Genomic DNA, 22,594 nt, shown 5'->3' with positions numbered 1-22,594 from the left:
GCCGAGCCGCCCCCGCATGTCCTCCTCCCGCAAGTCTTCCGACCGATCCGTGCCTGCCGTCGTCCCGGCGGCCGGCGACACACCCCATGGCGTGTCCGACCGCATCGCCGAGGCGGTGCTCGACCTGATCGGCCGCATCCCGCCCACGCACGAGCAGCGGCGCGACGCCGCTGCCGAGGCGGCTCAGGCCGCGCGCGAAGCGGCCAACGGCGCGGCGGCCCGCGCCGCCCTGGCCGCCGGCTCGCTGGCCCTGCCGCCCGGCCCGCTGGGCTGGCTGACGGTGCTGCCGGAGCTGCTGACGGTGTGGAAGATCCAGTCGCAGATGGTGGCCGACATCGCCGCCATCTACGGCCGCTCGGCCACGCTGAACCGCGAGCAGATGCTGTACTGCCTGTTCAAGCATGCCGCCTCGCAGGCCCTGCGCGACCTGGTCGTGCGCGCCGGCGAGCGCTGGCTGGTGCGCAAGGCCTCGGCCGGCCTGCTCAAGACGATCGCCCGGCGCATCGGTGCGCGCTGGACCGAACGGGCCGTCGGCCGTGGTGTCTCGCGCTGGCTGCCGGTGATCGGCGCGGTGGGTGTCGGCGCCTACGCGTACTACGACACCGCGCAGGTTGCCGCCACCGCGATCGGGCTGTTCGAGTCCGAGCTGCGGGTGGTCGACGTCGAAGTGCACGCGGTCGACGAAACCCCGGCGTCGGCCCGCCCCGGGAGTGCCGCCCATGATTGATGCCGCCGCCACCCGCCGCTGGGCGCCGCCTGCCGGTGCGCGACCCGAGCAGTTGATGATCCTGCTGCATGGCGCCGGCGGGGATGCCGGCACGCTGGCGCCGCTGGCCGAGGCGCTGCACCAGGCCTTCCCGCAGGCCCTGCTGCTGGCGCTGCAGGCGGCCGCGCCCTTCGAGGGCGCTGGCCCCGGTCGGCAATGGTTCTCGCTGCAGGACCTCACCGAAGCCAACCGGCCCGAGCGCGTGGCCGCCGTGCTGCCCGCCCTGCGCAAGGCCGTGCAGGAAGCGCAGCAGGCCAGCGGCGTCGGCCCGGCGGCCACCGCGCTGGTCGGCTTCTCGCAGGGCGCGATCCTGGCGCTCGAGCTCAGCGCTCTGGAAGACGGCCTGGCCGGTCGCGTGCTGGCCTTTGCCGGCCGCTATGCCCGCCTGCCCGAGAGGGCGCCGCAGTACACGACGATCCACCTGTTCCATGGCGCCGACGACGCGGTGATCCCCGCGGCCCAGGCCCGCGCGGCGATGCAGCGCCTGGGCGAACTGCAGGGCGACGCGACGATCGACATCGCCAGCCGGGTCGGTCACGCGCTGCCACCGGTGCTGGTGGAATGCGCGCTGCAGCGCCTGCGCAGCCACATTCCGCACCGCACCTGGGCCGCTGCGCTGGGTGTGGTGCCGGGGCTGGCCGAGCGCCAGGGCCGGCCCGGCGACTGACGCGCCGATCGGTCGGCCCGGCGACTGACGCGCCGATCGCCGGGCACGGCGTGCCGGCGCCGCTGCGTACACTGCGCCGCCATGCTGTTTCTGATCTCGCCAGCGAAGACGCTGGACTACCGGACGCCGGTGCCCGCCGCGCTGCGCCGCAAGGCCACCGAGCCGCTGTTCACGCCGCGCGCGGCCGCGCTGATCACCGAACTGCGCCGGCTCGGCGTGGCCGAGGTGGCCGCGCTGATGGACCTCTCCGATGAACTCGCCGCCCTCAACGTCGGCCGTTATGCCGCCTGGTCCCCCGAAGCCGCCGACGGCAACAGCCGGCCCGCGGCCTGGGCCTTCGACGGCGACGTCTACGACGGCCTGTCGGCCCGCACCCTGGGCGCGACCGACTGGAACTGGGCCCAGCAGCACCTGGTGATCCTCTCGGGCCTGTACGGCGTGCTGCGCCCGCTGGACCGTCTGCAGCCCTACCGGCTGGAGATGGGCACGCGCCTGGGCGCCGGCGGTCACGCCGACCTCTACGGCTACTGGGCCGACACCATCGCCGCGCACCTGAACGACCGGCTGCAGCAGCAGGCGGGCAAGCCGGCGGTGATCGTCAACCTGGCCTCGCAGGAATACTTCCGCGCGGTCGACCGCCGCCGGCTGCAGGCGCGGGTGATCGAGTGCGTGTTCGAGGACTGGAAGAACGGCGAGTACAAGATCATCAGCTTCTTCGCCAAGCGCGCGCGTGGCGCGATGGCGCGCTGGGCCATCCGCGAGCGCGTCCAGGCGGTGCGCACGCTGCGCCGCTTTGCCGAGGACGGCTATGCCTATGCCGACGGGGTTTCGACGCCCGACCGACTGGTGTTCCGCCGCCGCGCCGCTGACACAATCGAGGCATGAAAGCGCAAGTCGTCACCCCCGAACTGCGGCAGTGGATTCTCGAGCAGGCCAAGGCGGGTTGTCGGCCGGAAGACGTGCTGGCCTCGATGCAGGCCAGCGGCTGGGACGGTGCCGTCGCGGAGCAGGCGCTCGAAGACACCCTGAGCCAGTTCCTGGCCGAACGTGCCCAGCAGGCCGCGCTGCCCCCGCCCGTGCCGGTGCCGGGCCCGCTGCTGGACGGCGCGCCGACCCAGCTGGTGCTGGCCGACCGCACGGTGCAGGTGCTGCTGACGATGCACAACCCCCGGGTCGTGCTGTTCGGCGGCTTCCTCAGCGACGACGAGTGCGAGGCCCTGATCGAGGACTCCCGCCCGCGCATGACGCGGTCGGAAACCGTGGTCAATGCCACCGGCGGCAGCGAGGTGCATGGTTCGCGCACCAGCCATGGCATGTTCTTCGCGCGCGGCGAAACGCCGCTGTGCACCCGCATCGAGCAGCGCATTGCCGAGTTGCTGCGCTGGCCCGTGATCAACGGCGAGGGCCTGCAGGTGCTGCACTACGCACCGGGCGCCGAATACCGGCCGCATTACGACTACTTCGATCCCTTGCAGCCCGGCATGGCCAGCGTGCTCCAGCGCGGCGGCCAGCGGGTCGGCACCTTGTTGATGTACCTCAACACCCCGCCCCGCGGCGGCGCGACGGTGTTCCCGGATGTCGCGCTCGAAGTGGCGCCGATCAAGGGGCATGCCCTGTTCTTCAGCTACGACCGCGCCCACGCAATGACCAAGACGCTGCACGGCGGCGCGCCGGTCGTCGAGGGCGACAAATGGGTGGCGACCAAATGGCTGCGCGAGGGCGAGTTCCGCTGAACGGCCGCGTCAACCGTTGCCGCGCCGGCCGCGTTATGCGGCCTGAGCACCTGCTCCCCAACCCAAGGACGACCTGACCATGAACAAGCTCCTCGCTGCCCTGATCGCCGCCACCATCTCCGCTGGCGCCTTCGCCCAGACCCCCGCCGCCGCCCCGGCCGCTCCGGCTGCCCCGGCCGTCGCCGAGAAGAAGCCCGCTGCCGAGCACACCAAGAAGGCCAAGAAGGCGAAGAAGGCCAAGAAGGCCGCTGCTGCGAAGAAGACCCCGGCCTGATCATCCAGATCAACGCCCAGTAAAAAAAGCCCGGCACTGCCGGGCTTTTTCTTGCCTGAAGGAATCTCAGCGCTTGGGCTGCGTCAGCCGGGGGCCGGGCTTGGGCGCATCCCGGCGGCCGCTGGGCTGGCCATGCGGGGCCGGCTGGGTGGCATGGCCGGCGCCGCCACGGTCGTGGCGCGGTGCCGCGGCCTGGCGCTGGTGCTGGCCGCCACCGGCCGGTGCCGGCGCGGCACCCTCGCGGCGGCCATCGGGCCGCGGCGGGCGCGCACCGCCGGCGCCGTGGCGGGGCGCCTGGCCATCGCGCCGGGCTGCGTCCTGCCGGCTGCCTTCATGTCGGGGCTCGGGGCGTCCGCCACCGCCGCCGCCATGCCGGTGATGGCCCCCGCCCCCACCGGCGTTGCGGCGCGTGCCGCCCACGCCGATGGTCATGCGGCCCAGCACGATGGGCTCGGCCTTCTCGCCCGCCGGCGGCTCGAAGCCGGGCACCACCTCGCGCGGGATGCTGCGCTTGATCAGCTTCTCGATGTCCTTGAGGAAGATCTCCTCGTCCACGCACACCAGCGAGATCGCCTCGCCCTGCGCGCCGGCGCGGCCGGTGCGGCCGATGCGGTGCACGTAGTCCTCCGGCACGTTCGGCAGCTCGTAGTTGACGACGTGCGGGAGCTGGTCGATGTCGATGCCGCGCGCGGCAATGTCGGTGGCCACCAGCACCTGCAGATCGCCGCTCTTGAACTCGGACAAGGCCTTGGTGCGTGCGCCCTGGCTCTTGTTGCCGTGGATCGCCATCGCGCTGATGTCTTCCTTGTTCAGGAATTCGGCCAGCCGGTTGGCGCCATGCTTCATGCGCGTGAACACCAGCACCTGGTGCCAGTCGCCCTGGCGGATCAGGTGCGCCAGCAGGTCCTTCTTGCGCTCCCGGCCCACCGGGTGCACCTTCTGCGCGATGGTGTCGGCGGTGGCGTTGCGGCGCGCCACCTCGATCAGTGCCGGGCTGTTCAGCAGCCGGTCGGCCAGGGCCTTGATCTCGTCGCTGAAGGTGGCGCTGAACAGCAGGCTCTGCTTCTTCGGCGGCAGCACCGCCAGCACCTTCTTGATGTCGTGGATGAAGCCCATGTCCAGCATGCGGTCGGCTTCGTCGAGCACGAAGATCTGCACCTGGCTCAGGTCCAGCGTGCCCTGCTGGTGGTGGTCGAGCAGGCGGCCGGGCGTGGCCACCAGGATGTCCACGCCCTTGCGCAGCCGGTCGATCTGCGGCTGCATGCCCACGCCACCGAACATCACCATGCTGGTCAGTGGCAGGTACTTGCCGTAGGTGCGCACGCTTTCTTCCACCTGCGCAGCGAGCTCGCGGGTGGGGGTGAGGATCAGCGCGCGGATCGCGATGCGGCCGCGCGCGTCGCGGATCGGCTTGCCGGCGGCCAGCCGGTGCAGCATCGGCAGCGTGAAGCCGGCGGTCTTGCCGGTGCCGGTCTGCGCGCCGGCCATCAGGTCGCCGCCCTGCAGCACGGCCGGGATGGCCTGCGCCTGGATCGGGGTGGGCGTGTCATAACCCTGCTCGCGCACGGCGCGCAGCAGCGGCTCGGCCAGGCCGAGTTCGGAGAAATTCATGCGGGTTGTGGGCCCGGCTCGGTGGCGCGGGCATTTGCATCGGCCTGCTGCAGCATGCACTACGCATGTGCACCAGTCGGGAAGGCCAACAGGTCTTGGCGGGTCGGAAACGACTGCGGCAGCGTGACTGGTGGCGCTGCCGCGTGCGGGATTGTAGCGGCCTGCTGCCGGGCCCATGTGAAGAGAAGCCGGGCGGCTGCCGGTCACATCAAGTTGGCGTCGGTGCCGCCGATAACCGAGCGAAGCCCCGTTCGCCCCAGTCGGCGCACCCGGGCGCAACCAACCAACAAGAACCGGCCGGCTCGATGACCGCTTCGTCGCTGATCCAGTTGCTCGTCACGTGGTGGCGGCGTGAGTTTCACGTCTACACCGCGCTCGACCGTGATTCGGCCGAAGTGCGTGCCCGCCACCTGCAGACCGTGACGCGGCTCACGCCGTTGATGGTCGGCGCCAACCTGCTCAATGCCACTGCGCTGCTGGTGGCGTTCCGGGATGTGGCGGCCACGCCGTTCACGCTGCTGTGGCTCGGCCTGCTGCTGGCCTGGTGTGGCCTGGGGCTGCGGGCCTGGTGGCGGGGCCGGCGCAGGCCGGTGCAACGCGTGTCGCCGGGCGGCATCCATCGCGCCACGCTGGGCGCTGCCGCGCTGGCGGGCGTCTGGGCCTCGGTCGCGGTGGCCTGGTTCCCCGGCGCAACGCACGACCAGCAACTGCTGCTGTCGGCGCTGGTGCTGGGCATGATGTGCGGCGGCGCCTTCGCGCTGGCGGCGGTGCCGCTGGCGGCCATGGCCTACGTCGGTGTCCTCAGCGTCGGCGCGCAATGGGTGCTGATGCTGGTGGACGGACCCGTCATCGGCTTCATGCAGGGCTTGCTCGTCGTCTACGGGGTCATCCTGGTGTCCAGCACGCTGGCCTCGGCCCGCGTGGCCACGGCGCGGCTGCAGTCCGAGCGCGAGGCCGGCCGGCAGCGGCAGCTGGTGAGCCTGCTGCTGCGCGACTTCGAGGAACATTCGGCCGACGTGCTGTGGGCCATCGGCCCGACCGGGCTGTTGACGCATGTGTCGCCGCGCCTGTCGTCGGCGCTGGGCGGCAGCGCGAGGTCCCTGCAGGCCACCGGCCTGATCGATGCGCTGCAGCGGCGCAAGGCCGGCGCCGATGCCGAAAGCCACCTGGCCGCGCTGCGCCAGGCCTTGGACAAGGGCCAGGCCTTCCGCGACCGCGTGGTGCCGGTGAAGACCTCCAGCGGACTGCGCTGGTGGTCCTTCGCCGGCAAGCCGGTGCTCGACGAAGCCGGACACCACGCCGGCTGGCGTGGCGTGATCTCGGACGTGACGCAGGTGCGCGAGACCCATCGCCGCCTGGCTTACCTGGCGCACTTCGACTCGCTGACCGGGCTGGCCAACCGGCTCGAGCTGCGCGAGCGCCTGGCCCGCATGATCGAGGTCCAACCGGGCCAGCCCGAGCGGCGCACCGCGCTGATGTGCCTGGACGTCGACCACTTCAAGGCCATCAACGACACGCTGGGCCATGCCGCGGGCGATGCGGTGCTGGCCGAGGTCGGCCGCCGCCTGCAGGCCTGCCTGCGCCAGGACGACCTGGCCGCGCGCCTGGGCGGCGACGAATTCGCGCTGGTGATCCGTGACGTGCAGGACGATGCCGAGCTCGAGGCGCTGGCGCGCCGCGTGGTGCAGGTGATGTGCCAGCCCTGCGAGGTGGCCGGCCGCCAGGTGGGCCTGGGCACCAGCATCGGCATCGCGGTGGCGCCCGATCACGGCAGCACGCTCGACGAGCTGATGGGCAATGCCGACCTCGCGCTGTACGCCGCCAAGGACGCCGGCCGCGGCCGCTTCGAGCTGTTCGTGCCGCGCCTGGGCGACCGCCACCGGCGCCACGTCGCGATCGAGCAGGCGCTGCGCGGCGCGGTGCACCGCGACGAGATGCACCTGCACTGGCAGCCGCGGGTGGACGTCGCTGGCTGGTGCATCGCCGGGGCCGAGGTGCTGCTGCGCTGGCAGCATCCCGAGCTCGGCCGCATCGCGCCCGATGAGTTCATCCCGGTGGCCGAGGAATCCGGCCTGATCGTCGAGATCGGCAGCTGGGTTCTGCAGCGGGCCTGCGCGCATGCGGCGCAGCTGCCGCTGCCGCTGGGCGTGTCGGTCAACGTCTCGCCGGCGCAGCTGCTGCGCGAGGATTTCGCGCTGGTCGTGCGCCGTGCGCTCGAGCACGCCGGCCTGCCGGCAGACCGGCTCGAGGTCGAGGTCACCGAGTCGCTGTTCATGGATGCGTCGCCACTGGCGCTGGCCAACCTGCATGCGCTGCGCGAGATGGGCGTGCGCATCGCGCTCGACGATTTCGGCACCGGCTACTCGTCGCTCGCCTACCTGCGGCGCTTCCCCTTCGACACGCTGAAGATCGACCGCGCCTTCGTGCGCGAGCTGATGACGCGGCACGATGCGCGCGCCATCGTCAAGACCATCCTCGAGCTGGCGCAGACCCTGGGCATGAGCACCATCGCCGAAGGTGTCGAGGAGCCGGCGCAGCTGGCGCTGCTGCGCGAGGCCGGCTGCGACGCGATCCAGGGTTTCATGGTCGCGCGGCCGATGCCGCGGGGCGACTTCCTGCGCCTGCTGGCCAACTGGGTCGACAAGCCCATCAGCACGCCGGGCCTGCTGGACACCGGCCGTCGGGCCGCCTGAGCGACTGCGGTCGCCAGGCCGCCTGAGCGATCCCGGCGACAATAGCCGGGTTGCGCCCCGCGGGCGCGTCCCCCTCGTCCCAGACCTTCGAAGCGAACTCTCGCCATGGCCCAGTACGTCTACACCATGAACCGCGTCGGCAAGATCGTGCCGCCGAAGCGGCAGATCCTGAAAGACATCTCGCTGTCCTTCTTCCCCGGCGCCAAGATCGGCGTGCTCGGCCTCAACGGCTCGGGCAAGTCCACGCTGCTGAAGATCATGGCCGGCCTCGACAAGGACATCGAGGGCGAAGCCATCCCGATGCCCGACCTGAAGATCGGTTACCTGCCGCAGGAGCCGCAGCTCGACCCCGAGCAGACCGTGCGCCAGGCGGTGGAAGAGGGCATCGGCGGCGCGCTGGCCGCGCAGAAGCGGCTCGAGGAGGTGTACGCGGCCTACGGCGAGCCCGATGCCGACTTCGACAAGCTGGCTGCCGAGCAGGCCGAGCTCGAAGCCATCATCGCCTCGTCCGGCGGCGAGAACACCGACCACGTGATGGAGATCGCCGCCGACGCGCTGCAGCTGCCGCCCTGGGACGCCAAGATCGGCCCGCTGTCCGGCGGCGAGAAGCGCCGCGTCGCGCTGTGCCGGCTGCTGCTGTCCAAGCCCGACATGCTGCTGCTCGACGAACCCACCAACCACCTCGATGCCGAATCGGTGGACTGGCTGGAGCAGTTCCTCAAGCGCTTCCCGGGCACCGTGGTGGCCATCACCCACGACCGCTACTTCCTCGACAACGCGGCCGAGTGGATCCTCGAACTCGACCGCGGCCGCGGCATTCCGTACAAGGGCAACTACTCGACCTGGCTGGAGCAGAAGGAACAGCGGCTCGAGCAGGAGCAGCGCACCGAAGACGCCCGCACCAAGGCGATGAAGCAGGAACTGGAGTGGGTGCGCAAGAACGCCAAGGGCCGCCAGGCCAAGAGCAAGGCGCGCCTGGCCCGCTTCGAGGAGCTGAGCGACGTCGAATACCAGAAGCGCAACGAGACCAACGAGATCTTCATCCCGGTCGGCGAGCGCCTGGGCAACGAGGTCATCGAGTTCAAGAACGTCAGCAAGAGCTTCGGTGACCGGCTGCTGATCGACAACCTGAGCTTCAAGGTGCCCGCAGGTGCCATCGTCGGCATCATCGGCCCGAACGGCGCCGGCAAGTCGACCATCTTCCGCATGATCCAGGGCACCGAGACGCCGGACAGCGGCGAGGTCGCCATCGGCAAGACCGCCAAGCTGGCCTTCGTCGACCAGAGCCGCGCCAGCCTGGCGGCCGACAAGACGGTGTGGGAAGACGTCTCGGGCGGGCTGGACAACATCGTCGTCGGCAAGTTCGTGATGCCCTCGCGCGCCTACATCGGCCGCTTCAACTTCAAGGGCAACGACCAGCAGAAGCTGGTGGGCTCGCTCTCGGGCGGCGAACGCGGGCGCCTGCACCTGGCCAAGACCCTGGCCCAGGGCGGAAACGTGCTGCTGCTGGACGAACCCTCGAACGACCTCGACGTCGAAACCCTGCGCGCGCTGGAAGACGCGCTGCTCGAGTTCGCCGGCTCGATCATGGTGATCAGCCACGACCGCTGGTTCCTCGACCGCATCGCCACCCACATCCTGGCCTGCGAAGGCGATTCGCAGTGGGTCTTCTTCGACGGCAACTACCAGGAATACGAAGCCGACAAGAAGAAGCGCCTGGGCGAAGAAGGTGCGCGGCCCCATCGCCTGCGGTTCAAGGCGCTGAAGTAAGGGCGCGCCCCGGCCCGCGCCGGGGCCGTTGCGCGCAGGGGACAGTGGGTGCTGCAGCACACGCCCCTTGGGTAGCATGGGCAACAGTCCCTACCCCGGAGGAGTTCCCATGCGTTCTTCGGCATCGTCGTGCCGCGGTGTTCCCTTGCACTTCCGCTGGGCGGCGCTGCCGCTGGCCGCCGCGCTGGCCGCGGGCGCGCCCGCGGTGCAGGCCCAGTCCAGCAGTACCGACGCCGCGCCGGCGCGCGTGGTGATCACCGGCTCGCACATCCGGCGCACCGACCTGGAAACGCCGAGCCCGGTGCTCACGCTCAGCGCGCAGGACATCGCGCGCTCGGGCTACACCTCGGTGGCCGATGTGCTGTCCAGCCTGTCGGCCAACAACATGGGCTCGCTGGGCCAGGCCACGCCGGCGGCCTTCGGCGCCGGCGGCAGCGGCATCTCGCTGCGCGGCCTGACGGTGGGCGCGACGCTGGTGCTGATCGACGGCCAGCGCATGGCGCCGTACCCCTTGCCCGACGACGGCCAGCGCGACTTCGTCGACATCAACTCGATCCCGATCGATGCCGTCGATCGCATCGAGGTGCTGAAGGACGGCGCCTCGGCCATCTACGGGTCGGACGCGATGGCCGGCGTCGTCAACGTCATCCTGAAGAAGCAGCACCAGGGCACCACCTTGCATGCCGAGGCCGGGCGCTCGACCCATGGCGACGGTGGCTCGGTGCACCTGTCGGGCATCCGCGGTTTCGGTGATCTGGAACGCGACGGCATCGCCGGCTACCTGTCGGCCGATTTCCGCCAGCGCCAGCCCATCCTGCTGAATCGTCGGCCCGGGCTGACCACCACCGACTGGAGCCCCTGGGGCGGCATTGCCGACGGTCCGCCGCCGGACAACCAGGAACTGCAGATCGCGCCGAAGACGCGCACCTACAGCCTGCTGGGCCGCCTGACCACCAAGCTGCCGCAGGACTGGACGCTGGACGTCTCGGCCTCGGTGCTGGGCAGCGAGGCCGAGCAGGTGGGCCTGCTGAACTGGGTGTCGCCCTCGGCCGGCATCGTGCAGTTCGTGTTCGGGCCCAACCATCCGTCGCCGGTGCCGGCGGCGCTGAACAACACCAACGTGATCGATCCGGCCACCGGGCAGCCGGTGGATGCGGTGCTCGACGACATCGGCGCCCAGCACAGCAAGACGCGCAGCCGCTCGTACCGGCTGGTCGGCAGCCTCAATGGCACGCTGGCCGGCTGGGACCTGACCGCTACGCTGGGCCTGACGCGGGTGACGACGAAGCTGGAGATGCTGAACTACGTCAGCTTCCCGAACCTGCAGGCGGCGCTGAACAGCGGCCGCTACGTGGTGGGCGGCAGCAATGCGGCCGACATCGTGGCCAGCCTCGTGCCCACCGCCACCAGCACCTCGACCAACGACCTGAACTTCGTCAACCTGCGGGCCAGCAAGGAAGTGGCCAAGCTCGACGGCGGCGACCTGGCCGTGGGCGCGGGCGTCGAGTTCCTGCACCGCGAACTGTCCGAGCGCTTCCCGGAGCCCTTCGCGCAGGGCGTGCAGTCGAGCAACATCTACGCCTTCGGCGTCGGCACCCAGAACATCCAGGCCGCATACGTCGAGCTGCACGCGCCGCTGACCAAGAGCTTCCAGGTCGATGCGGCCGCTCGCGTTGACCGTTATTTGGGCCAGAGCTCCTCGGTCACGCCCAAGCTGGGCGCCAAGTTCATGCCCGCGAAGACGCTCACTTTGCGCGGCACGATGGCCGGCGGCTTCCGCGCGCCGAACCCGGTGGAGATCGGCACCTCGGGCTCCAGCGCGGGCTTCCTGCCGGCGCTGTTCGACACCGCGCTGTGCCAGCTGGTCAAGCCCGGCGAGACCTGCGACATCGGCGTCGGCGGCACGCAGCTGCAGCTGCCGGGCAAGGACCTGAAGCCGGAGAAGTCGCGCTCGTACACGCTGGGCCTGATCTTCGAGCCGACGCCCAACATCAACGTCTCGCTCGACTACTACGACGTCCGCATCACCGACCAGATCGTCTCGGTCGGCCTGTTCGGCCAGTCGCAGATCGACAACCCGAATGCCTACGGCACCAAGCTCTACCGCGTGAACAGCCCGACCACGCCGAACGCCGCGCCGACCGACGAGAACGACACCATCCTCTACGGCACCTACCCGTTCCTGAACCTGGGCAAGGCGCGCACCGATGGCCTGGACCTCGACATGCGCGCACGCTGGGACGCCGGCAGCGCCGGCCGCTTCAGCGCGCAGTTGCAGTGGACGCACATGCTGCACTACTCGATCGACCGCGAAGGCCGTCACTTCGAGCTGGCCGGCACGCACGGGCCGAGCTTCGTCTCCACCAACACCGGCACGCCGCGTGACCGCGCCGCGTTCTCGCTGAGCTGGGCGCGCGGGCCGCTGGAAGTGACCGGCACCGTGCAGCACACCAGCGGCTTCTCGGTGATCGACCCGAGCTACGACCTGAACGACTGCAGCGCGGCGCTGTCCAGCATCTACCCGAACGGCGCGCCGGCCGGCGCCAGCCTGTGCCGCGTCGGCGCGTTCACCACCACCAACCTCGCGCTGAGCTACTCGATGAGCAAGGCGCTGCAGTGGCGCCTGTCGGTGGTCAACCTGTTCGACCGCAAGGCGCCGATCGATGCCTTCGCGTCCAGTTCCAGTGGCGGCGGCGTCGCGGCGGGTGGGGCGCACTACAACCCCTCGCTGCACCAGGACGGCGCGGTCGGCCGCTACATCACGCTCGGCGCCACCTACTCGTTCTGAAGTGTGAACATGTGACAGCGGTGACCGGCGGCTGCGCCGGTCACATCGCGTCACCAAGCGGGCCTCCGCGCAGGGAACGCCACCGCCACACTGCCGGCTGCTTCGAGGGCAGCGGGAAGGGGAGGGCGAGATGGTGGTGGACACATCGGGCGCCGGGCTGCGCGCAACGCGCGCGCGCATCGGCACGCTGGGACTGATCGTCGCGGCAACGTTGGCCGCGTGCGGTGGCGGCAGGGACGACAGCGAATCCCCGGCCGCGGCCGAAGGCACGCGCCGCCAGGCGCAGGCCGTGACGGCGGCGCAGGCCGATGCCAGCACGGCGGCAGCCGCCACCTCGGCCGATACCGACGCGGTGCGCCTGGCCAACCAGGCCAGCTTCGGCCCCACGGATGCGCTGCTGAGCGAGATCAAGACCAAGGGCGCCGTCACCTGGGTCAAGGACCAGATGGCCGCGAGCAGCGCGCGCTACACCAGCGGCGGCAGCGACGCGATCCACAAGAACACCAGCGAGACCGACTTCTGCAGCCTGCCGGCGCAGGCGAACAACCCGAACTGCTGGCGCGACTTCTACTCGAGCGAGCCGCTGATCTGGGACTTCTACCGCAACGCGCTGGGCAAGTCCGACCAGCTGCGCCAGCGCGTGGCCCTGGCGCTGCAGCAGATCGTCGTGGTCAGCGAGGTCGAGATCAGCGGCACCTACGGCCTGCGCAACTACCACAACGCGCTGCTGGACAACGCCTTCGGCAACTACCGCCAGGTGCTGAAGAAGACCATCCTGTCGCCGGTGATGGGCGACTACCTGAACCATGTCAACAACGACAAGGTGGCGCCGAACGAGAACTTCGCCCGCGAGCTGCTGCAGCTGTTCTCGCTGGGCACCTGCAAGCTCAACCGCAACGGCCGGCTCACCGGCGGCAGCTGCCAGCCCACCTACGACAACGACAAGGTGCGCGAATACGCCTTCGCGCTGACCGGCTGGACCTACCCCGCCGGCGGTGCCACCGCCTGGGGCTGCTGGCCCGAAGGCGCCAATTGCCAGTACTACGGCGGCGACATGGCGCCGGCCCCGGCGCTGCGCAACACCGACGCGCGCACGCTGCTGTCAGGCGTTAGCGTCCCGGCCAATGCCACGCCGCAGCAGGCGGTGGAACTGGTGCTGGACAGCCTGATGAACCACCAGAACATCGGTCCCTTCGTCGGCCGACGGCTGATCCAGCAGCTGGTGATGAGCAACCCGCCCACGCTGTACATCGACCGCGTGGCCACCGCCTTCAACAACGGCCGCTACACGGCCAGCAATGGCCAGGTCTTCGGCACCGGCAGCAAGGGCGACCTGGCCGCCACCGTGGCCGCGGTGCTGCTGGACGACGAGGCGCGGAGCGAGCGCCTGCTGCGCCGCTACGGCGGATCGCTGCGGCCGCCGGTGCTGCTGTTCACTGGCGTGCTGCGCGCGATGGGCGGCTATACCGACGGCGACCCGTTCAGCTGGTGGTGGGGCGAAGAGCTGCGCCAGCACCTGTTCCGCCCGCCCTCGGTGTTCAACTTTTACCCGCCGGACTATCCGGTGGCCGGCACGCAGCTGGTGGGACCCGAGTTCGGCATCCACAATGCAAACGCCGCATTGGAGCGGCTGAACTACCTGACCTACCTGTTCGACTGGGACGGCTCCGACCCGAACACCTCGATCCCGAATGCCACCGGCACCAAGGTGAACCTGAGCAAGTGGGCGGCGCTGGCCGACAACCCCGCCACGCTGGTGGACAGCCTGTCGATGCTGGCATTGGGCAAGAAGCTGGCAGCCGCGCCGCGCACGCAGGTGATCAACGCAGTGGCCTGGTGGACGCCGCAGACCGATTCGGCCAACTGGCGCACCAACCGCGCCCGCGCCGCGGCCTACCTCGTGTTCGCTTCCCCCGACTACCAGGTGCAACGCTGATGAAGCCCGCCCACACCCCCCTGAACGCGGCGCGCCGCCTGTGGCTGAAGAAGAGCGCCGCGCTGCTGGCCGGCAGCGGCCTGGCTGGCGGCCTGATGCTCGGCAGCCGCGTCGCGCGGGCGGCCGACTACAAGGCGCTGGTCTGCATCTTCCTGTACGGCGGCAACGACGGCATGAACCTGGTCGTGCCCACCGACACCACGCGCTACAACCAGTACGCCGGCGTGCGCCAGGCACTGGCGATTCCGCGCGGCGCGCTGGTCGGCCTGGGCAGCTCGGGCTTCGGACTGCACCCGGCGCTGGGCGCGCTGGCGCCGCACTGGAACAGCGGCATGCTCGCGCCGGTGTTCAATGTCGGCCCGCTGGCGGTGCCGCTGACCAAGGCCCAGTACCTGGCCGAGCCCGAAGGCTCGCCGTTGATCCCCGACAGCCTGTTCTCGCACTCCGACCAGCAGATCCTGTGGGAATGCGCCGGCAGCGACGCGCTGGCCCGCACCGGCTGGGGCGGCCGCGCATCGACTGCACTGGCCACCACCAACCCGGTGATCTCGGTCGGGGGCAACGGACATTTTGGTGTCGAGGACCTGCGCACGCCGCTGGTGCTGCCCGGTCCGGGTTCGGGCTTCGGCGCCTACGGCCTGCGGCCCGAAGACACCACCTGGGAGCCGAACCGGCTGCGCAAGGTGGCGGTCGATGCGCTGTATGCGCAGCCGCAATCGGTGGACCTGGCCACGGCTTTTGCGAGTCAGCAGACCGGCGCGTTCGAGATCTCGCAGCGCCTGTCCGGCCTGGTCGCGACGATGCCGGGCGACACCGGCTCGGTGCCGGCGATCGACGCGGCTTTCGCGCCGATGGTGTCCGATGGCTACTTCACCAATGGCCTGGCGGCGCAGCTGTACCAGGTGGCCAAGCTGATCCAGGGCCACAACACGGTGCAGGGCGATCGGCAGATCTTCTTCGCCACCATGGGCGGCTTCGACACCCACAGCGGCCAGGTCAGCTACGGCGACCCCGCGAATGGCGAGCATGCCGGCCTGCTGCATGCGCTGGGCGATGCGCTGGCCGCGTTCCAGTCGGCGATGGTGGGCATCGGCATGGCCAACCAGGTCACCACCTTCACGCAGGCCGATTTCGGCCGCACCTTCGCGCCGAATTCCAGCCTGGGCACCGACCATGCCTGGGGCAACCACCAGCTGGTGATGGGCGGCGCGGTCAAGGGCGGCAAGACCTACGGCACCTACCCGACACTGGTGCTGGGCGGGCCGGACGACGTGGGTGTCGAGGACTGGGAACTGCAGGGCCGCTGGATTCCGACCAGCGCGGTCGACCAGTACGCCGCGACGCTGCTGTCCTGGTTCGGCGCCACCGATGCGCAACTGGCCACGGCGCTGCCGAACCTGGCCCACTTCAGCCAGCGCTCGCTGGGCTTCCTGTAGCGCCTGCCGGCCAGGCTCAGCCGCTCAGGCTTGGCTGGTCAGAGGGTTTCGGCCAGCGCGCGGGCATCGGCACGCTTGGCCTGCGTGGCCGCGCGCTGGTAGGCCTTCTCGGCCTTCTCGCGCAGCGCCATGGCCTTGGCCAGCGCGGCCTCGTAGCGCTCCGGCGTGTAGGTCGTTTCCGAGCCGATGTAGACGCTGGCCCGGCGCGGCTTCTCGCCAAAGCGCGGGATCGACACCAGGAAGATCGCGTAGCGGGCGCTGCCGCCCGTGCGCACGCGCAGCAGCGGGCCCGAGATGCCCACCGGCATCTGGCTGGTCTTGCTGGTGTTCGGCGTGCGTTGCAGGCCCGACGGCGCAGGCAGCCGCGCGATGCGGCGCAACAGCTCCTTGGTGGCGCGGCTCAGCGATTCGGCACTGCCGCCATATTCGCGATCGGAGTAGAGCTTGGTCTCGCCGCGGTAACGCAGCTGCCAGCCATGGGTGGAGGGGGAGTCGATGCGCTGGATGCCCTGGGGCACGCTGAATTGTTCGCCCGTACCGGGAATGACGACATCGCGAAACTTCATGCTGGAGGAACCTGCGGCCAAAGTGCTCCCTGGCTAGTCATGTCTTTGTTCTTGTCGCGCCTTGCAGCGAGCCCCCATTGTCGTTCGGCTCGCCCCGTCATTGGCGCGCAGGGTTGATCGTATTCGCCGCCCGGGGTTCCCCGGAGCAACCCTGAGAGGTCGCCGGCGCGGAAGCTGCTCCACTTCGGCTTTCGCCGCTGGATCACTGAATGCTCATGCACTTGCCGACCTCGAAGACCTTTCTCGTTCCGTTCCCGCTGCGCGGCCTGTCACTAGCCGCGGCGCTGGCACTCGGGGCCTGCAGCGGCCTGCCCGGCACGGGCGCCGGCGCCGTTGCCGCGGCCGCGCCGGCCGCGCCCGCGGCGTCAGCCGCCCCGGGAACTGCTGTCGCCCCTTCGGTGCCGGGGCAGCCGGCGCCGTTTGCCAGCGTCGTGAAGGACGCGAAGAAGACCGAGGGCCTGTTCACCGCCTGGCGCAAGGACGAGAGGCTGTGGCTCGAGCTCAAGCCCGCGGACTTCGACAAGCCCTTCTTCCTGTCGCCCAAGCTGGCCAGCGGCATCGGCGAGGCCGGTGTCTACGGCGGGCTGATGCTCAGGCCCCAGGTGGTGGCGTTCCGCCGCGTGCACAACGTGGTGCAGCTGATCGCGGTGAACACGCAGTTCATGGCCCGGCCCGGCACGCCGGAGGCACGCGCGGTGGCGGCCAGCTACTCGCCCAGCCTGCTGGCCAGCACGCCGGTGGCCAGCCAGCCGCAGCCCGAGCGGCACAGTGTGCTGGTCGATGGCGCGGCGCTGTTCGTCAACGACATGCTCGGCATCGGCGCGGGGCTGCAGCGCAGCTTCCGCCAGGGCTACAGCCTGGATCTGCGCAACTCGGCGGTGATGAACGTGCGCGGCAAGCCCGACATGCTGGCCATCGAGGTGATGGGCCACTACGCCACCGGCTCGCTGGCACAGCCGCAGCCCGGGGCCAGCCCCGGGGCGGCACCCACCGCGCCGCGCAACCTGCCGGATCCGCGCAGCCTGTTCCTGAACCTGCACTACTCTCTGGCCAGCCTGCCCGAGCAGACCATGGCCCCGCGCGCGGCCGACCCGCGCATCGGCCACTTCGTGCATGCGCAGAACGACTTCGGTGACGACCTGGCGCGCACGCCACGGGTGCGCCACATCGCGCGCTGGCGGCTCGAGAAGAAGGACCCCGCGGCCGAGCTGTCCGAGCCTGTGAAGCCGATCACCTACTGGATCGACCGCACGGTGCCGCTGAAGTACCGCGACACCATCGCCGCCGGCATCCTCGAATGGAACAAGGCCTTCGAGAAGATCGGCTTCAGGAATGCCATCGTCGTGAAGGTGCAGCCCGACGACGCCGACTTCGACACGCTGGACTTCGGCGTCGCCTCGGTGCGCTGGATCGTCAACAGCCAGCCCAGCTTCGGCGCGATCGGCCCGCGCCATGTCGACCCGCGCTCGGGCGAAATCCTGGATGCGGACATCAGCTTCGAGAGCCTGTCCTCGCGCAACCAGCGCAGCGCGCGCGCCCGCATCTTCGGCGATGCGGCGGCCGACACCTGGGCGCGGCTGATGCAGGTCGGGTCGGCCGGCGGTGCCGCTGGCGCGGACCCGCTGCAGGACCCGCAGCACTGCGACCACGCGACCGCCGCCGGCGAACAGATGGACTACGCGCTCGACGTGCTGGCCGCGCGCGGCGAGCTGGAGCCCGACAGCCCCGAGGCTGCGCAGTTCGTGCTCGACTACCTGAAGGACGTGGCGATGCACGAGGTCGGCCACACGCTCGGCCTGCGCCACAACTACCGCGCCTCGCGGGTGTACAGCCAGGCGCAGCTGGCCGACCCGGTCTTCACCGCCAGCCATGCACTGACCGGCTCGGTGATGGAGTACGCGCCGGTCAACCTGCCGCGCCCTGGCCAGCCGCGGCCGGCCGCGTTCCAGGCCACGCTCGGGCCCTACGACTACTGGGCCATCGAGTACGCCTACAAGCCGCTCGCGCCGTCGCAGGAGGCGGCCCAGCTGGCCCGCATCGCCGCACGCAGCGGCGAGCCCGAGCTGGCCTACGGCACCGACGAGGACAACTTCATCGGCATCGATCCCGATGCGCTGCAGTTCGACCTGGGCCGTGACCCGATCGCCTTTGCGCGCCAGCGCTTCGAGATCGCGCAGGACCTGTTCCAGCGCCAGGAAGCCCGGCCGCTGCGGCCCGACCGCGACTACGCCGGCCTGCGCCGCGCGCTGGCCTATGCGCTGCGCGATGCCGGGCGGGCCGCGGGCTCGTTGCTGCGCCAGATTGGCGGCGTGCGCACCCTGCGCGATTTCCCGAACACCGGCCGCGACCCGATGCAGCCGGTGCCGGCCGCCGACCAGCGCGCGGCCCTGGACGCGCTGGCGCGGCACCTGCTGGCGGCCGACAGCCTGGTGATCTCGCCGACGCTGCAGCGCCGCCTGGCGCCGGACTTCCTGGAGCGCGGGGACGCCGTGCTGTTCGGCGAAGACATGGTGCCCACCGACTACCCGCTGGCGCAGGCGGTGCACGAGCTGCGCCGCGCGCTGCTGGCGCAGCTGATGGGCGACACGCTGGCCAGCCGCGTGCTCGACAGCGAAGCCAAGGCAGCACGGCCGGCCGAGGCCTTCCGCCTGGCCGAGCTGTACCGCCGGCTCGAAGCCGATGTCTGGAGCGAACTGGGCAGCCGCAGCGACATTCCGGCGGCGCGGCGCGAGTTGCAGCGCGAGCACCTGAACCGGCTGATCGCGGTGCTGCTGCGGCCCAGCAGCGTTGCGCGCGCCGATGCACGCAGCCTGGCGCGCCACCGGGCCAGCGAGCTGGCCGCCCGCATCGAGGCCGCGCTGCGCCAGCCGGCGCTGAGCGAGGAGGCGCGCCTGCACCTGCGCGACAGCGCCGAGGGCCTGCGCGCCGCGCTGGCGGCCCCGATGCAGCGCAGCGGCGTGTGATCCGGCCGCCGGCCGCGCCCCGCCGGCCGTCGTTCGTCGCACCGGGCCCGCCGGCGGCTTGGTGCCGGCGCGGCCAGCGGTTATCGTGCGCCCCCATGTCCCGCGAAGCGCCTCCTCCGGCCACGCCATCGGCTCCGCTGCCGGCGGCGTCCGGCTGGACGACCTACCTGCGCACGCTGACCCACGCCAAGGTCGGCTGGACCGTGGGCATCGCGGTGGCGGTGGCGCTGCTGCTGAACCCGATCTTCGCGCCGCCGTTCCCGGTGGTGCTGGGCCGCACGTTGTTCGTCGCCGTCGTGCTGCTGCTGGCCTTCACCGCGGCCGGCAACTGGCGCCAGACCCTGCTGCCGCGCTGGCTGATGCAGACCGCCGCAGTGGGGCTGGCCGCGCCACTGGCCACCTTGTGCGTGTACCTGGTCTACACCGGCGGCGACGTGTTCGCGATCGTGCGCAACCCGTGGATCATCTCGGGCTTCTTCTGGATCTCCGGCAGCGCGCTGTTCCTCGGCCTGGTGCTGGCGCTGGGCGCGCTGGTGCGCGAGCGCGACGCACAGGCGCGCTCGCTGCAGCTGCAGTTCGAGCTCGACCGCGCGCAGCTCGAGAAGCAGGCGGTCGATGCCCGGCTCGCGCTGCTGACGGCGCAGATCGAGCCTCACTTCCTGTTCAACACGCTGGCCAATGTGCAGGCGCTGGTCGAGACCGGCTCGCCGCGCGCGGCCGAGGTGCTCAAGAGCCTGATCGCCTACCTGCGCGCCGCACTGCCCAAGCTGCACGAGTCCACCGCCACCGGCGGCATGCCGACCCTGGCCAACGAGGTGACGCTGGTGCGCGCCTACCTGGAGCTGATGCACCTGCGCATGCCGGACCGCCTGCAGTACGTGGTGGAAGTGCCGGCCGCCTTGCAGCAGCGGCGCTTCCCGTCGATGTCGCTGCTGACGCTGGTGGAGAACGCCGTGCGCCACGGCATCGACCCCAGCGAGGAGGGCGGCCGCATCGAGGTCGGCGGCCAGGCCGACGCCGACGGCGCCTGGCGCCTGTGGGTGGCTGACAGCGGCGTGGGCCTGTCCGAGAATTCGGCGCCGGGCACCGGCCTGGCCAACCTGCGTGCCCGCCTGGCCAGTGCCTTCGGCCCCGCTGCCCGGCTCGAGCTGAGCGAGCAGGCGCCGCACGGCGTGCGCGCCGAGATCATCCTGCCCGGACAAGCTGCGACATGACCGCCCGCCCGACCGCCCTGATCGCCGACGACGAACCCCTGCTGCGCGAGCACCTGCAGTCGCACCTGGCGCGGCTGTGGCCCGAGCTGGACGTCATCGGCCATGCCCGCAACGGCCGCGAGGCGGTGGAGATGTTCGAGCGGGATCAGCCGCAGATCGTGTTCCTCGACGTGCACATGCCCGGCATGAGCGGCATCGACGCCGCGCGCGCGATCGCCCGCCGCGCGATCACCGTGTTCGTCACCGCCTACGAGCAGTACGCGGTGCAGGCCTTCGACCAGGGCGCGATCGACTACCTGGTCAAGCCCTTCGAATCAGCCCGCCTGGCCGACACGGTGGAACGGCTCAAGCAGCGGCTGGCCGAAGCGCAGGCCGGCGGCACGCCGGTGGCCGAGCCCGACGGCGACACCGCCGACCGCATCGAGGCCGTGCTCGACCGCCTGTCCACCCAGCTGCGGCACCAGGCCAGCGGCAAGCCCTGGCTGCAGTGGATCAAGGCCTCGGTGGGCAACGCGGTACGGCTGATCCCGGTCGACCAGGTGGCCTACCTGCGCTCGGACGAGAAGTACACGCTGGTCGTCTGGGAAGGCGGCGAGGCGCTGATCCGCAAGCCGATCCGCGAGCTGGTCGACGAACTCGACCCCGAGGTCTTCGCGCAGGTGCACCGCTCGGTGATCGTCAACCTGCGCCACGTGGCCCAGGTGGTCCGCGGTGCCAACGAAACCGCCGACGTGCAGTTGAAGGGGCGCAGCGAGACGCTGCCCGTCAGCCGCAGCTACCTGCATCTGTTCCGCCAGATGTGAGCCCGGGCTCACCGCCCGATCCCCTCGAAAACCCTTAGCGCACAGGCGCAGGCGGCGGGACGCCGCTGCGCAGGAATTGGCACTCCGGGTGTCGGCTCAACCCTGACATCCCGTCGGGAGAGCTTAACTGCATGTGCTTACAGCCGATATTCCAACGATCGGGCAGGCACCCCGCTGCCCAAAATCCCTTTCGCCAGTCTTCCAACGAGGGTCGTGCACCATGATGTCCAAACTCACCTCTTCCGTAGGCACCCGCCTGAGCCTGGGCTTCGGCGCCCTGCTCCTGCTGCTGGTGCTGGTGGCCGGTTTCTCGGCCATCACCACGCAACAGCTGGGCGCGCAAGTGCACCAGATCGTCGATGTCAACGACCAACGGTCGGCCGCGGCCTACCGCATGCTCGACGGCATGAGTGCGATGGCGATCCAGGCGCGTTCGATCACGCTGCTGACCGACGCCAAGGAAATCGAGTCCGAGCTGAAGCTGTTCGAGAAATCGAAGGCCGCCTACATCAAGGCCGAGAAGGCCCTCGTGGAAATGATGGCCTCGGCCGACCCGGCCCAGAAGAAGCTCGTCGACGAGATCGCGGCCTCCTCGGCGAAGACGATCCCGATGATCTCGCTGGCCGCCAAGCAGGGCCAGGAAGGCGCGAACATCGACGCGACGATGACCCTGTCGCTGCAGGTGCGTCCGGGCGAACTGGTGTGGCGCAAGAAGATTGAAGACCTGATCGAACTGCAGGCCAAGGAGAACGCGGCCGGTGCCGCCGCCGCGAACTCGGGCAGCCGCACCGCGCTGGCCATCGAAGCCGCGCTGGTGGCCGCCGCGATCGCGATCGGCGTGCTGGTCGCCTGGCGCATCACCCGCAGCATCAAGCTGCCGATCGCCCGTGCCGTCACGGTGGCCGAGCGCATTGCCGAAGGCAACCTCGGCACCACGGTCGAGCAGGGCGGCAACGACGAGATCGGGCGCCTGCTGCACGCGATTGCCGCAATGCAGGACCGCCTGCGCGGCCTGGTCGGCGAAATCCGCCAGACCGCTGAAAGCATCCAGGTGGCCAGCGCCGAGGTGGCGACCGGCAACCAGGACTTGAGCCAGCGCACCGAGCAGGCTGCCAGCAACCTGCAGCAGACCGCCAGCTCGATGGAGCAGCTGACCGGCACCGTGCGCCAGAGCGCCGATGCGGCCTCTCAGGCCAACCAGCTGGCCGCTTCCGCCGCCGAAGTGGCGCAGCGTGGTGGCCAGGTGGTGGCGCAGGTCGTGACCACGATGGACGCGATCAACACGAGTTCCAAGAAGATCAGCGACATCATCGGCGTGATCGATGGCATCGCCTTCCAGACCAACATCCTGGCGCTGAACGCGGCGGTGGAAGC

At 70.5% G+C, this 22,594-nt stretch carries 16 protein-coding genes; 14 read left to right on the top strand and 2 right to left on the bottom strand.

The genetic code is table 11. The features are described from left to right. Positions 1-49 precede the first annotated feature (49 nt). The 5 genes from ACILR4_RS22440 (at position 50) to ACILR4_RS22420 (ending at position 3,440) form a co-directional block, all read left to right on the top strand. Complete coding sequence (locus ACILR4_RS22440; RefSeq protein ID WP_395703112.1) at positions 50-727, top strand: EcsC family protein; 678 nt, start codon at positions 50-52, stop codon at positions 725-727. Further along, complete coding sequence (gene ypfH, locus ACILR4_RS22435; RefSeq protein ID WP_395703111.1) at positions 720-1,433, top strand: esterase; 714 nt, start codon at positions 720-722, stop codon at positions 1,431-1,433. Before ACILR4_RS22440 ends, ypfH begins: the two co-directional genes overlap by 8 nt. 81 nt (positions 1,434-1,514) lie before the next feature. Continuing rightward, positions 1,515-2,318, top strand: a complete 804-nt coding sequence (gene yaaA / locus ACILR4_RS22430) for a peroxide stress protein YaaA (protein WP_395703110.1) — start codon at positions 1,515-1,517, stop codon at positions 2,316-2,318. Further along, positions 2,315-3,166 carry a 2OG-Fe(II) oxygenase gene (locus tag ACILR4_RS22425; RefSeq protein WP_395703109.1) on the top strand — a complete coding sequence of 284 codons (852 nt, stop codon included), beginning with the start codon at positions 2,315-2,317 and terminating at the stop codon, positions 3,164-3,166. Before yaaA ends, ACILR4_RS22425 begins: the two co-directional genes overlap by 4 nt. A gap of 79 nt (positions 3,167-3,245) precedes the next feature. Next, positions 3,246-3,440 (top strand): hypothetical protein, encoded by a 195-nt coding sequence (locus ACILR4_RS22420; protein ID WP_395703108.1) that lies wholly within the window; start codon positions 3,246-3,248, stop codon positions 3,438-3,440. Positions 3,441-3,506: 66 nt separating this feature from the next. On the opposite strand, the gene ACILR4_RS22415 is transcribed toward ACILR4_RS22420, so the two are convergent. After that, positions 3,507-5,051 carry a DEAD/DEAH box helicase gene (locus ACILR4_RS22415; protein WP_395703107.1) on the bottom strand — a complete coding sequence of 515 codons (1,545 nt, stop codon included), beginning with the start codon at positions 5,049-5,051 and terminating at the stop codon, positions 3,507-3,509. A gap of 305 nt (positions 5,052-5,356) precedes the next feature. On the opposite strand from ACILR4_RS22415, the gene ACILR4_RS22410 reads away from it, so the two are divergent. From ACILR4_RS22410 to ACILR4_RS22390, 5 genes are all read left to right on the top strand, one after another. After that, the gene (locus ACILR4_RS22410; protein WP_395703106.1) at positions 5,357-7,744 is read left to right on the top strand and encodes a putative bifunctional diguanylate cyclase/phosphodiesterase; all 2,388 of its coding nucleotides are present in this window, start codon (positions 5,357-5,359) and stop codon (positions 7,742-7,744) included. Positions 7,745-7,849: 105 nt separating this feature from the next. Continuing rightward, the gene (ettA, locus tag ACILR4_RS22405; RefSeq protein WP_395703105.1) at positions 7,850-9,514 is read left to right on the top strand and encodes an energy-dependent translational throttle protein EttA; all 1,665 of its coding nucleotides are present in this window, start codon (positions 7,850-7,852) and stop codon (positions 9,512-9,514) included. Between the two features lie 109 nt (positions 9,515-9,623). Continuing rightward, positions 9,624-12,302: a TonB-dependent receptor plug domain-containing protein gene (locus ACILR4_RS22400; RefSeq protein ID WP_395703104.1), complete on the top strand. Its 2,679-nt coding sequence runs from the start codon at positions 9,624-9,626 to the stop codon at positions 12,300-12,302. Between the two features lie 130 nt (positions 12,303-12,432). Further along, positions 12,433-14,238 carry a DUF1800 family protein gene (locus ACILR4_RS22395; RefSeq protein ID WP_395703103.1) on the top strand — a complete coding sequence of 602 codons (1,806 nt, stop codon included), beginning with the start codon at positions 12,433-12,435 and terminating at the stop codon, positions 14,236-14,238. Continuing rightward, positions 14,238-15,674: a DUF1501 domain-containing protein gene (locus tag ACILR4_RS22390; protein WP_395703102.1), complete on the top strand. Its 1,437-nt coding sequence runs from the start codon at positions 14,238-14,240 to the stop codon at positions 15,672-15,674. Before ACILR4_RS22395 ends, ACILR4_RS22390 begins: the two co-directional genes overlap by 1 nt. A gap of 38 nt (positions 15,675-15,712) precedes the next feature. On the opposite strand, the gene ACILR4_RS22385 is transcribed toward ACILR4_RS22390, so the two are convergent. After that, positions 15,713-16,240 carry a hypothetical protein gene (locus tag ACILR4_RS22385; RefSeq protein ID WP_395703101.1) on the bottom strand — a complete coding sequence of 176 codons (528 nt, stop codon included), beginning with the start codon at positions 16,238-16,240 and terminating at the stop codon, positions 15,713-15,715. Positions 16,241-16,449: 209 nt separating this feature from the next. Here ACILR4_RS22385 and ACILR4_RS22380 point away from each other — a divergent pair, with 209 nt between their 5' ends. The 4 genes from ACILR4_RS22380 to ACILR4_RS22365 form a co-directional block, all read left to right on the top strand. Beyond that, positions 16,450-19,203 carry a zinc-dependent metalloprotease gene (locus ACILR4_RS22380; RefSeq protein ID WP_395703100.1) on the top strand — a complete coding sequence of 918 codons (2,754 nt, stop codon included), beginning with the start codon at positions 16,450-16,452 and terminating at the stop codon, positions 19,201-19,203. Between the two features lie 95 nt (positions 19,204-19,298). Continuing rightward, positions 19,299-20,417, top strand: coding sequence for a sensor histidine kinase (locus ACILR4_RS22375; RefSeq protein ID WP_395703099.1), 1,119 nt, complete (start codon positions 19,299-19,301; stop codon positions 20,415-20,417). After that, positions 20,414-21,220, top strand: a complete 807-nt coding sequence (locus ACILR4_RS22370) for a LytR/AlgR family response regulator transcription factor (protein WP_395703098.1) — start codon at positions 20,414-20,416, stop codon at positions 21,218-21,220. The genes ACILR4_RS22375 and ACILR4_RS22370 overlap by 4 nt, the downstream gene beginning before the upstream one ends. Positions 21,221-21,440: 220 nt before the next feature. Next, on the top strand, positions 21,441-22,594 hold a 1,154-nt coding region (locus tag ACILR4_RS22365), incomplete at its 3' end, for a methyl-accepting chemotaxis protein (RefSeq protein WP_395703097.1).

It is taken from the genome of Aquabacterium sp. (assembly GCF_044226965.1).
Taxonomy (GTDB): domain Bacteria; phylum Pseudomonadota; class Gammaproteobacteria; order Burkholderiales; family Burkholderiaceae_C; genus Pseudaquabacterium.
Note: the sequence above shows the minus strand (reverse complement) of the source record. Positions and strands in the feature narration are given on the sequence as shown.

Coding starts and splice junctions, on each gene's coding strand:
- ACILR4_RS22420 (WP_395703108.1), top strand. CDS start 3,246: ATGAACAAGCTCCTCGCTGCCCTGATCGCCGCCACCATCTCCGCTGGC.
- ACILR4_RS22425 (WP_395703109.1), top strand. CDS start 2,315: ATGAAAGCGCAAGTCGTCACCCCCGAACTGCGGCAGTGGATTCTCGAG.
- ACILR4_RS22370 (WP_395703098.1), top strand. CDS start 20,414: ATGACCGCCCGCCCGACCGCCCTGATCGCCGACGACGAACCCCTGCTG.
- ettA (WP_395703105.1), top strand. CDS start 7,850: ATGGCCCAGTACGTCTACACCATGAACCGCGTCGGCAAGATCGTGCCG.
- ACILR4_RS22410 (WP_395703106.1), top strand. CDS start 5,357: ATGACCGCTTCGTCGCTGATCCAGTTGCTCGTCACGTGGTGGCGGCGT.
- ACILR4_RS22395 (WP_395703103.1), top strand. CDS start 12,433: ATGGTGGTGGACACATCGGGCGCCGGGCTGCGCGCAACGCGCGCGCGC.
- ypfH (WP_395703111.1), top strand. CDS start 720: ATGATTGATGCCGCCGCCACCCGCCGCTGGGCGCCGCCTGCCGGTGCG.
- ACILR4_RS22400 (WP_395703104.1), top strand. CDS start 9,624: ATGCGTTCTTCGGCATCGTCGTGCCGCGGTGTTCCCTTGCACTTCCGC.
- yaaA (WP_395703110.1), top strand. CDS start 1,515: ATGCTGTTTCTGATCTCGCCAGCGAAGACGCTGGACTACCGGACGCCG.
- ACILR4_RS22380 (WP_395703100.1), top strand. CDS start 16,450: ATGCTCATGCACTTGCCGACCTCGAAGACCTTTCTCGTTCCGTTCCCG.
- ACILR4_RS22390 (WP_395703102.1), top strand. CDS start 14,238: ATGAAGCCCGCCCACACCCCCCTGAACGCGGCGCGCCGCCTGTGGCTG.
- ACILR4_RS22375 (WP_395703099.1), top strand. CDS start 19,299: ATGTCCCGCGAAGCGCCTCCTCCGGCCACGCCATCGGCTCCGCTGCCG.
- ACILR4_RS22385 (WP_395703101.1), bottom strand. CDS start 16,240: ATGAAGTTTCGCGATGTCGTCATTCCCGGTACGGGCGAACAATTCAGC.
- ACILR4_RS22415 (WP_395703107.1), bottom strand. CDS start 5,051: ATGAATTTCTCCGAACTCGGCCTGGCCGAGCCGCTGCTGCGCGCCGTG.